The organism is Nocardia pseudovaccinii NBRC 100343, from assembly GCF_001613225.1.
Taxonomy (GTDB): domain Bacteria; phylum Actinomycetota; class Actinomycetes; order Mycobacteriales; family Mycobacteriaceae; genus Nocardia; species Nocardia pseudovaccinii.
In genome coordinates, this window is the sequence record NZ_BDBY01000069.1 from 47,618 (window position 1) to 57,277 (window position 9,660).

Sequence of the window (9,660 nt, forward strand, 5' to 3'; positions counted from 1 at the left end):
GCTAGTCCTTCCGCTCCCGAGCGCGCTTGCTCAGCCGCCATTCCGGCGGGAATTTGCTGTCGTTGTCCTTGACCGCGTTATTGATTCCGCGATTCATGGCCTGGTCGAACATCATGTCGTCGGTGTCGGGCGCGGCGAAGCCGCCGACCGTCTCGAACAGCCCGGCGATCATGCTGCCCAGGTACTCGCCCTGGTACTGCTTCATGTACTCGAAGAAGGTCTTCTGCATGAACACCGTGTCCGTCGGCCGGTTGCTGGCACAGGCCTGTGCGTATTTGTCGACTTCCGCTTCCAGCTGGTCCCTCGGGACGACGCTGTTGAGGAAGTTGCACTGGTACATTTCGGCGGCGGTGAACGCCCGCCCGGTGAACACCATCTCCTGGAATTTGCGCAGGCCCATGGTCTGCGCCCACCACCACATCCGCGGCGCCCACCCGACGTAGCGGAAGGCCGGATGCCCGAACAGCGCGTCGTCGGAGGAGATCACCAGATCGGCGTCGGCGGCCTGATAGAAGTGCCACCCGTAGCAGTAGCCCTTCACCTCCAGGATGCTGATCTTCTTGAAATCCTGGAGGCTGCGAATTCCGGAGTGGGAGTTGGCATACCACGAACTGAGCGTCGCGCCGTGCCGGAACGAATTCTGGGGCGGATAGGTGACTTCGTCCGCGCCGATGCGGAATTCGGCGAGCTTGGGCCCCTGATCGGGGCTGGTGTGTGCCGCCATGAATTCCGGCAGGTCGGCACCGGTGCCGAGATCGTCGCCCTCGCCACGGATTACGAGCACCTTGACGTCGTCGTCGACACTGGCGCGGTGCAACAGGTCGGCATAGCGCACCCGGGCGGCGATGGTCGGCGCATTGAGGTGGTCGGGCCGATTGAAGGTGATCGTCGCGATCCGGGTTTTGGGATCCTTCTCGTAGAGGATGATTTCCTCGGCCGAAGGCACGGACTCACTCATTCGATGCTCCAATCGCGGTGCCCGCGTGGCTGTTCCACGACGGGCCGGAAGTCAGCACCTCGGGTCCGTCGGCGGTGACGAGCACCATCTCCCGTCCGAAGACGGCCCCGATGCCCTGCTCCCAGACGTAGCCGGTGACGGCGAGCACCATCCCGGGTTCCAGGTGCTCCGCGGCGGCGGTGGCCGGAAGTTGTTGCGACACAACGGGTGCATCGAACCCCAGACCCAGTGCATGGGCCACCGGCAGCGGCGGCAGCGGTTCACCGGCGGCCTCGTAAGCGCTGAGGAATTCGGCGGCGAGCCGACCCGGCCGACAGGCGGCGAGCAGGCGCGACCACAGCTGATCCCACCGCTCGTAGAGGGCACTTGTGCCGTCCTTCGGCGCCCACGTCGGCCAGGTACGGCCGATCTGGGCGATGTAGCCGTTGCCGATGACGCCCGCGGAGAAGGCCACCAGGTCACCGGCCTGCGCGCGCCGGTCACCGGACGCGCGCCGCCACGGGTGGTCCGGAGCGGTCACCCACGCGGCGTCCTGGGTGGCCGGGGTGCTCATGCCCCCTGCCGCCATCGCCTGCAGCATGACTCCGGTCAGGGTCTTCTCGCTGACCCCGGGCCGCAGTTCGGCGACCGCCGCCGCCAGGCCCGCTTCCGCGATGCGGATCGAATCCCGAAGCACCACAATTTCTTCGGGAGTCTTGATCCGCCGGGCGGCACGCATGGCCTGTTCGCCGTCGACCAGTTCCGCCTGGGGAAATGCCATCGGCAGGAACTGGGAGAACAGCGGGGACAGGGCATCGGTACCCACCCGCCTGGCGGTGGCGGCACCGCCGATCTGGCGCAGCACCCCCACGAGGTTGAGCGGATTCCACATGATCCCGTACAGGTTTTCGTGCGGAATGTCCTCGGGAACGCCTTCGTCCCAGGTGCTCAACAGATGAATGTCGCCGGTTTCGCGGACCAGGACGCATCCGGGACCGAACGGCCTGGTCCCCGCCGTCCACAGCTGCGGTGTGCCGGTGACATAGCGAATATTGGCCTGCCTGCCCAGTACGAGCAGGTCGAGGTCGTGGGCTTCCATCTGGGCCAGCACGCGCTCCCGTCGCCCGAGACGGAGTGCGCGTTCGTCGGCCAGGATTTCAGTTGCCATAGGGCGCGTAGGTGTAGTCGGTCAACGGAATGAAGCCTTCCTCGGTGATCACGATGATCTCCTCGCTGCGGTAGCCCCCGGTGCCGTCCTCCCACACCACCGGTTCCAGCACCACCACCGTGCCCGGCGCGAGGACGAAGTTCTTGTCGAAGTCTTCGCCCAGATCCGTGCCGATCATGGGCATTTCGGCGGGGCCGACGCCGATGCCGTGCCCCAGATAGAAGTGGGGCAGCCAGGGCTTTTTACCGCCGTTGGCGTCGATGGCCGCCCTGGCCAGTTCATTCAGCGAGGCTCCGGCGCGAGTTACCGCGAGCACCGCGTCCAGGATCTCCCGCCATCTGGTGAATTGCGCCTGCTGCCTCGGGGTCGGGTCCTGGCCGACCACCCAGGTCCGGCCGAAGTCGGAGCAGTACCCGCCGTAGCTGATGCTCACGTCGGTCCACAGGACATCGCCGCGTGCCAGCTCGCGTTCGGTCGTCAGCAAGGGCAGCGCGAGATCGGCGTGTACGGTCCAGACGCCTTCTGCCTTGCTTTCCGGCATTACCTGCCAGATGGGGTCGAGAATATTGGCGGTGGCGCCGAGTTCGAATGCCCGCCGCACGAAGGCCGCCGACAGGTCGATCTGCCGGATTCCGGGTGCCAGCGCCGCGTGGACATCGACCATCGCGGTGTCGGTAATCCGGCACGCCGTGCGGATGCAGGCCAGCTCGTCCTGGGTCTTGACCAATTTCGCCGCGCTGAGCACCAGGGCGGCGTCGGTGGGCGACCCGGACGGGAACAATTTCTGCTCCGCGCGTCGCATCGCACCCGTGGACTGGTCCACGGCCACCCTCGCCCCGCCGGGGACGATCTCGGCCAGTATCCGCGCGAAATCCGTTACGCCTTCGTCGAATTCGAGATATACCGGTCCGTGAACGTAGTCCGCGGGCAACTCCGTTTCGGTGGCCGCGCCCTCACGGAAAGGCATGAACAGATGCGGCCACTCGTCGTCCACCAGGACCACCGCGACCGGGCACTCGATATGCGACAGACCGGCATCGCCGAGCGGCCAGCTCGCTCCGGTCGCATACATGACGGATTGATCTTCGAGCAGAACCAGCGCATCCACGCCCTGCTCCGCCATCGCCGCCCGCAACCGGGCTCCGGTTTCGCGCCGCATGCGGGCGCGATCCGGTTCGTCCGGAATCCGGATCGACGTCCCTACCGCTGTCGGAGAATTAGTCATTCGATACCCAGGAATTTCTTGATATTGCCGCTGACGATTTGTGCTGCCTTTTCCGGGCCGACGGCGTCGACGACCAGCTGCAGCGACTTCTCCGAATAGCCGAAAGTGCTTTCGTTGTGCGGGTAGTCGGTGGACCACATCACGTTGTCCACGCCGATCTGGTCGATCAGGCGCAAGCCGAGCGGATCCACCATGAACGCGGCACTCATATGCTTTTTCCAGTAGTAGCGCACGTCGTGCCGCAGTTTCGGCTCGCACATGTGCTGGTAGGACGCGTACAGATGTTCGCCGTCCTGCAGTGCCGACGGAACCCAGGCGATCCCGCCCTCGAACCAGCCGATCTTCAGTTTCGGATGCCGGTCGAGAATGCCGGAGAAGATGTACCTGCCGAACATCTCCCGGAACGAATCGACATTGACCATCATCCCGACCACGATGGTGTTGAACTCGCAGGGCGCCTTGAGCCCGGTCTCCCCGATGTGATGGGAAATGGGCACGCCCGATGCTTCGATCTCGTCCCACACCGGGTCCATCGCCGTACTCGCGTAGTCGATCTGGTTGCCGTCGGCATCGGTACCCGGATTGAGTGGCAGCAGGAAAGTCTTGAGCCCCAACGACTTCAGCTCTTCCAGGGTCCGGCGCGTACCCGCCGGATCCCACCAGTTGATCAGGCCCGCGGCGTAGAACCGTCCCTTGGAGCGCTCCTGCAGGCCCGCCATGTACTGGTTGTAGATCCGGAACAGACGCTCGCGCATCTCCTTGTCGGAATGGAAGAACAGCGCGAGGACGGCGTTCGGAAACGCCAGTTCCTTGTAGACGCCGTCTTCGGCGAGCTGCTGAATACGGGCCTCGAGGTTGCCGCTTGCCGCGCCGACGAGGTCGTCGTACTGCATCAGGACGGCGCTGAATTCAGGTGGCAGGAACGAATGTCCGACTGCGCCGACCTGATAGGCGCCTTCCTCGTACCAGATCCGCGGCGCCTGAGCCTTCAGCTCCTCGGGAAGATACTGGAAGAAAATATCGTCCGAGAGCGAGATGTGATTATCGGCCGAGAACACCTCCGTCCCCGGGGGCAGACCTACCTCACCGGTGGCGTTGCCGTGCCGGTTCTTCGGCGCGCCGTAGCCCTCGGGGGGATATAACGAGACGTTCTTCGTCGGGCTTGACATCACTTGCCTCCATGCGTTTCTTGTCGGAATTGGTCACCACTCGACCGGCAGCTCGTAGACCCCGTAGGCCAGCCGGTCGTGTTTGAAGTCGATCTGGTCGACGGTCGTCGCCAGCCGCAGCGTCGGAATGCGCCGGAACAGTGTCTGGAAGACGATCTGCAGCTCCGCGCGGGCAAGCTGCTGGCCGACGCATTGATGCCGTCCGTGTCCGAATGCCATGTTCTGATTGGCATTGGCCCGGTCGGTATCCAGCCGGTCCGGTTCCGGAAAAGTGTTCGGATCCCAGTTCGCCGGAGACAGGTCGATGATGATGCCTTCGTCCGCCCGGATCACTTCGCCACCGATTTCGATGTCCGCCATGGCAACTCGCCGCTGCCCGGTGTGGATGATGCTGAGATACCGCAGCAGTTCCTCGACAGCGTTGGCCAGTACCTTCGGATCGTCGGTGTCGCGGACGACCGCCAGCTGTTCGGGATGCTCCAGCAGGGCGAGCACACCGAGACCGATCATGTTCGAGGTAGTCTCGTGCCCCGCGACGAGCAGGCCGACGCCCTGCATCGCGGCCTCCCACTTATCGATCTCACCGGCCTTGACCCGTTCCGCCAGATCCGATATCGCGTCCTCGGCGGGATTCTCGGCCTTGACCTCCGTCAGCTCCGCCAGATAGTTGAGCAAGCCGAGGACGTTTTGCTGTGACTCCTCCGCTGTGGTGTACCGACCGAGTCCGACATCGCTGTGGCGCTGGAAGAATTCGTGGTCGGCGTAGGGCACGCCCAGCAGTTCACTGATGACCAGCGACGGCATCGGCAGGGCCAGCGCCGCGACGATATCGGCCGGTTGCGGACCGGCGAGTATGGCGTCGATGTGCTCGTCGGTGATTTTCTGGATCACCGGCCGCAATGCCTCGACGCGCTTGAGCGCGAACGGTTTCGTCAGCATTCGCCGGTACCGGGCGTGTTCCTCCAGGTCCCGGTTGAACACCGATGCCGGGCGCGAGTCCGACATCGCCTTCATGCCCTCGTTCCAGTGTGGGAACCCGGGGCGGCGGTCGTCGACGCTGACCCGCGGATCGTAGAAAAGCGACCGCGCTTCGGTGTATCCGGTGACTACCCACGGCTCACTGCCGTCCCAGATCCGTACTCTGCTCAACGGTTTCGCGGCCGCCATATCGAGCAGCTGTGGTGGCGGCGCGAAGGGGCAGCGCATCGAGCGCTCCATCGGATACTGGGGCACGGCGGCATCGGTGGCGGTTCCGATCGATGTTTCGGACATGGTCTCCGTCATTCCTCGATATGGATGGCGCGTGCGGGACAGGCGTCGGCGGCCTGATGGACGGCGTCGGCCTGCTCCGGCGCAGGACGTTCGTTCAGGAGGACGACGACGCCGTCCTCGTCGCGTTGGTCGAATACCTCGCCCGCGTACAGTGCGCACTGACCGTTCGCGAGGCATTTGCCTTGGTCGACAATCACTTTCATCGAACGTCCTTGACCTGGCTCTTCATGCCCGCGACGGTGCCACCGTCGACCGGTAGAATCGTGCCCGTCACATACGCCGACCGGTCGCTGCCGAAATACAGTGCGGCCTCGGCGACATCGCGAGCTTCGCCGTCTCGCCGCAGCGGTTTGTTATTTCGCATGATCTCGCGGGCGGCGCCGACAAACCTTTCGGCGTCCTCCGCACTCATGTTCGCGACGGCCGAGGCGAGCAGCGACGTCGGTATGTTTCCGGGTGCGATGCAGTTGATTCGGATATCGAAAGCGGCGAATTCCATCGCGGCCGATTTGGTGAAATGTATTACCGCCGCTTTGGATGCGCGATACGACATCACGCTGGCACCGGCCTGAATTCCGCCGATCGACGACAGATTGATGATCGAGCCGCCGCCGTTGGCAACCATGTGGCGTGCCGCTTCCCGCGTTCCCGCCATCACTCCGAGCAGGTTGACACCGAGCACCTGATGGAAATCGGCGAGGTCGTCGTCGAGGAATCCGGCATGCATCGCGCCGGAAATACCCGCGTTGTTGACCATGATGTCGAGACCGCCGAACCGTTCGACGGCGGTGGCGACCAGCTGGGTGACCTGCTCGGGATCGGCGACATCGGTCTTGGTGAAGATGACGTCCGTGCCAAGGCGTTCCGCCAGCTGTTCCCCGCGATCGGAGTCCCGGTCGGCGAGGACGACCCTGGCGCCTTCGGCCGCGAACCGCTCGACAATGGCCTCGCCGATTCCCGCCGCGCCGCCGGTAACGACGGCGACTTTGCCGGTTAATTCATGCACCACAGCGTTTATGCCTTTCATCGACGGCCGAATGAGCGTCGGCGACCCGCCACTCGGCGTGCGATACGAAAAATTCTGGACGACAACGGATCCCGTTGCAGACCGGCGAGTTTCGCCGGGCGCTGCGCTCTGGGCCGATGCTATTGACCTCGGGAATTTCGCGGGTCGCCGTCTCACTCAGTAGAAAACCGAGTTACCGACCCGTAGCGCGGCGATCAGCAGCTGGCTGGAGCGCCGCCCTGCAACTTCAGCAGACCGCAGTAGGTCGCCGCGGCGACCTTCCACTTCCCGTCCACGCTGATGGCCTTGCCCGCCTGATTCGGCAGAGCCGGATTGCCGTTGATCAGGACGGTGTAGGTGACCGAGGCATGCGCGCTGTCGTCGAGCTTCACACTGGACACCGTCGCCGTGGAACCGGCGGCCATCGGACTGCTCGCCTGCGCCGCGAGCGTCGGGGCGAATGTCGAACCGTTCTCCACGAGACCGGCTTTCGTGTCGGCGGGGGTCTTGCCGTCGAAGAATGCGACGAAGGCGTCGGTGATTTCCTTGACCGCCGGGTCGTTCGAATCAGCCTGTGCGGCAGTGGACTGTACCGCGGCGGCGGCGCTCGTCGCCGTCGTGGTGGTGCTCGCGGAGTCGTCGTTCGAGCTGGAACAACCGATGACGGTTGCCGAGACCACTGCCATGGCCCCGGCGGTGGCCAGTACCCGGCGAACGAACAGATGAGTCATGGTGCGTCCTTGTGAAGGGGGTGTGTTGGGAGACACATGAAAGCCCCCGGCGACCCGACGCATATCCGTTGTTCCGCTCAGCGGGCAAAGCGCGCTCGTGGCGCATCGGTGCGACCGCGCCGAGAACACCGACCACTACCGCCACGCCTCGGTCTCGACCGCATCACCGAAGGTCGCCGCACGGAAACGCCCGAATTTCCGGTGAGTAGGACGAACGCGCGGACGACGTGGCGAACCTCATATCGTCCGCCGCCAAGAGCCGCCGCTGTGTGACTCCCACTCATCGTTTTTCTCCCCCTGGAGCGCCCTATGTCCGCTACCACCACTCCCCCACCGGATGAAGTCGACCTCGCCGTCGACACCGGTCGGCTCGAGAACGCCTCGCGACTTCGCATCTACGCGGTACTCGCGCTCATCGTGCTGATGACCGAGGTCGTCCCCGTGCAGTACACGATGATCGTTCCGGCACTGCACGATATGAGCGCCACCTTCCCCAGCGTCGGCGCCAACATCAGCTGGGCGGTCATCATGATCGGCCTGGTCGGCGCCTCCGCGACACCGCTGCTCGGCAAGATGAGCGACATCTGGGGCAAGAAACTGCTGTTCGTAGCGTGCGGCGTGCTGTTCGTCGTCGGCTGTTTGATCGACGCGGTCACCGACAACTGGGCGTTGTTCCTGGTCGGACGCGGTCTGCAGGCGTTCGCCGTCGCCAGCCAGTTCATTGCCTTCGGCCTGATCCGGGATCTGATGCCACGGCGGTTCGTGGCGACCGCGCTCGGCTTCGTCGGCGCCGGGATCGGGATCGCCGCTGCGATAGCGCCGGTGATCGGCGGTGTGCTCCTCGACCACTTCTCCTGGCGATCGTTGTTCTGGAGTCTGGGCGGTTTCACCGCCCTGATGACGCTGCTCGTCGTGCTTGTGGTCCCGGAATCGAAGCTGCGCGTACGCGATCGGATCGATCCCTTCGGCGCGGTGCTGTTGTCCGGCGGTACGCTGCTGGTTCTGCTCTACCTGGACAATGGCCAGACTTGGGGTTGGGGCCGCGCGACCAGCATCGCCTGGCTGGTCGGCGGACTCGTCCTGCTGGCACTGTTCTTCGTGGTGGAAACCCGAGTGAGCCGCCCGATGGTCGACCTGCGGCTGCTGTTGAACCCCAAGGTCAGCATGGTGCTGCTGATGTCCTTCTTCGGTGTCGGAATCATCGCGATACAGCCGATGACATTGGCGTACATGACCCAGACCCCGAATGCCGACGGGCTGCGCGACCAGGTCGCGCAGGGTGTCGTGGCCAAAGCCCATGAGATGACCGGAGCCACGCTGCCGGTCGACATGGTGAAGGTGGTCCTCGATCCCAGCTACACATACGGCGAGGGCTTCTCCATGTTGCAGTACGCGCTGCACATCGGACTCTGGGCCGGGCTCGTCGCTGTCATCGCCGGTCCCCTCGGCGGCTGGCTGGCGCTGCGATACGGCGCCCGCATACCGGCGATCATGGGCTTCGCCGTCAACGCGGTCGCCGGCGTGGGCTATCTCCTGGTCGACTACAGTTGGGTCACCTATTCGGTGTTCTACGCGCTGTCCGGGATCGGTTTCGGCTTCTTCTATGCCGCTGTGGCCAATCTCGTCGTCGACGCGGTACCGCAGGAACAGCAGGGCATCAGTACCGGCATGCTCGGTGTCACCATCAACCTCGGCACGGCGGTCTCCCTCGCCGTGGTCACGGCCTTGCTCAACAACAACCCGATCAAGGCGAACATCGACGTCATGGGCAACCACGCCGTCCAGCCGATACCGCAGGTGTTCGCCGACAGCGGCTACACCCAGACGTTCTGGCTCGCATTGGGCACCGCTGTGATCGCACTGGTCCTAGCGGTGATCCTGCGGCACGGCCGCGCAGCGGCGCGTGGCGGCGCCGACCACACGGAGTAGCCAACTCCCGCAACACAATCCCCCGCCGACGGCCGTCACCCATCGTGCCCACGTCTGGTCGGCGGACTCGACCTCCCGCGGATGTCGTCAACCCCCTGCACCCACCGACATCCGCGGGAGGTCCCCCGAACCCCCGCGCGAAATCCACTGCCGCGGGCCGATATTCCTCGCTCTCAGCATCCCGCGGGATTCGCCGCGGTGCTCCCCCGAGACCCCGCGCGCG

At 64.7% G+C, this 9,660-nt stretch carries 9 protein-coding genes; 1 reads left to right on the forward strand and 8 read right to left on the reverse strand.

The genetic code is table 11. From position 1 onward, the window contains the following. Nucleotide 1: 1 nt before the first annotated feature. The 8 genes from NP3_RS07900 to NP3_RS07935 form a co-directional block, all read right to left on the reverse strand. On the reverse strand, nt 2-958 hold the full coding sequence (locus NP3_RS07900; RefSeq protein WP_063039238.1) for an enoyl-CoA hydratase/isomerase family protein: 957 nt from the start codon (nt 956-958) through the stop codon (nt 2-4). Then, complete coding sequence (locus tag NP3_RS07905; RefSeq protein WP_063039240.1) at nt 951-2,105, reverse strand: M24 family metallopeptidase; 1,155 nt, start codon at nt 2,103-2,105, stop codon at nt 951-953. The genes NP3_RS07900 and NP3_RS07905 overlap by 8 nt, the downstream gene beginning before the upstream one ends. Further along, nucleotides 2,095-3,330: a M24 family metallopeptidase gene (locus tag NP3_RS07910; RefSeq protein WP_063039242.1), complete on the reverse strand. Its 1,236-nt coding sequence runs from the start codon at nt 3,328-3,330 to the stop codon at nt 2,095-2,097. The genes NP3_RS07905 and NP3_RS07910 overlap by 11 nt, the downstream gene beginning before the upstream one ends. Continuing rightward, complete coding sequence (locus NP3_RS07915) at nt 3,327-4,499, reverse strand: amidohydrolase family protein (protein WP_063039244.1); 1,173 nt, start codon at nt 4,497-4,499, stop codon at nt 3,327-3,329. Before NP3_RS07915 ends, NP3_RS07910 begins: the two co-directional genes overlap by 4 nt. Before the next feature lie 33 nt (nt 4,500-4,532). Continuing rightward, nucleotides 4,533-5,771, reverse strand: coding sequence for a cytochrome P450 (locus tag NP3_RS07920; RefSeq protein WP_174566185.1), 1,239 nt, complete (start codon nt 5,769-5,771; stop codon nt 4,533-4,535). A gap of 8 nt (nt 5,772-5,779) precedes the next feature. Next, nucleotides 5,780-5,974 carry a ferredoxin gene (locus NP3_RS07925; protein ID WP_063039248.1) on the reverse strand — a complete coding sequence of 65 codons (195 nt, stop codon included), beginning with the start codon at nt 5,972-5,974 and terminating at the stop codon, nt 5,780-5,782. Next, nucleotides 5,971-6,780 (reverse strand): SDR family NAD(P)-dependent oxidoreductase, encoded by an 810-nt coding sequence (locus NP3_RS07930; RefSeq protein ID WP_063039250.1) that lies wholly within the window; start codon nt 6,778-6,780, stop codon nt 5,971-5,973. The genes NP3_RS07925 and NP3_RS07930 overlap by 4 nt, the downstream gene beginning before the upstream one ends. A gap of 212 nt (nt 6,781-6,992) precedes the next feature. Continuing rightward, a complete protein-coding gene (locus NP3_RS07935) occupies nt 6,993-7,508 on the reverse strand; it encodes an MTB12 C-terminal domain-containing protein (RefSeq protein WP_063039252.1) in 516 nt (171 codons plus the stop codon). A gap of 309 nt (nt 7,509-7,817) precedes the next feature. On the opposite strand from NP3_RS07935, the gene NP3_RS07940 reads away from it, so the two are divergent. Next, a complete protein-coding gene (locus tag NP3_RS07940; protein ID WP_063039254.1) occupies nt 7,818-9,437 on the forward strand; it encodes an MFS transporter in 1,620 nt (539 codons plus the stop codon). Nucleotides 9,438-9,660: the final 223 nt, after the last annotated feature.

Excerpts from the sequence above, each read along its gene's own strand:
- NP3_RS07935 (WP_063039252.1), bottom strand. The coding sequence starts at position 7,508 with ATGACTCATCTGTTCGTTCGCCGGGTACTGGCCACCGCCGGGGCCATG.
- NP3_RS07915 (WP_063039244.1), bottom strand. The coding sequence starts at position 4,499 with ATGTCAAGCCCGACGAAGAACGTCTCGTTATATCCCCCCGAGGGCTAC.
- NP3_RS07920 (WP_174566185.1), bottom strand. The coding sequence starts at position 5,771 with ATGTCCGAAACATCGATCGGAACCGCCACCGATGCCGCCGTGCCCCAG.
- NP3_RS07925 (WP_063039248.1), bottom strand. The coding sequence starts at position 5,974 with ATGAAAGTGATTGTCGACCAAGGCAAATGCCTCGCGAACGGTCAGTGC.
- NP3_RS07940 (WP_063039254.1), top strand. The coding sequence starts at position 7,818 with ATGTCCGCTACCACCACTCCCCCACCGGATGAAGTCGACCTCGCCGTC.
- NP3_RS07905 (WP_063039240.1), bottom strand. The coding sequence starts at position 2,105 with ATGGCAACTGAAATCCTGGCCGACGAACGCGCACTCCGTCTCGGGCGA.
- NP3_RS07910 (WP_063039242.1), bottom strand. The coding sequence starts at position 3,330 with ATGACTAATTCTCCGACAGCGGTAGGGACGTCGATCCGGATTCCGGAC.
- NP3_RS07900 (WP_063039238.1), bottom strand. The coding sequence starts at position 958 with ATGAGTGAGTCCGTGCCTTCGGCCGAGGAAATCATCCTCTACGAGAAG.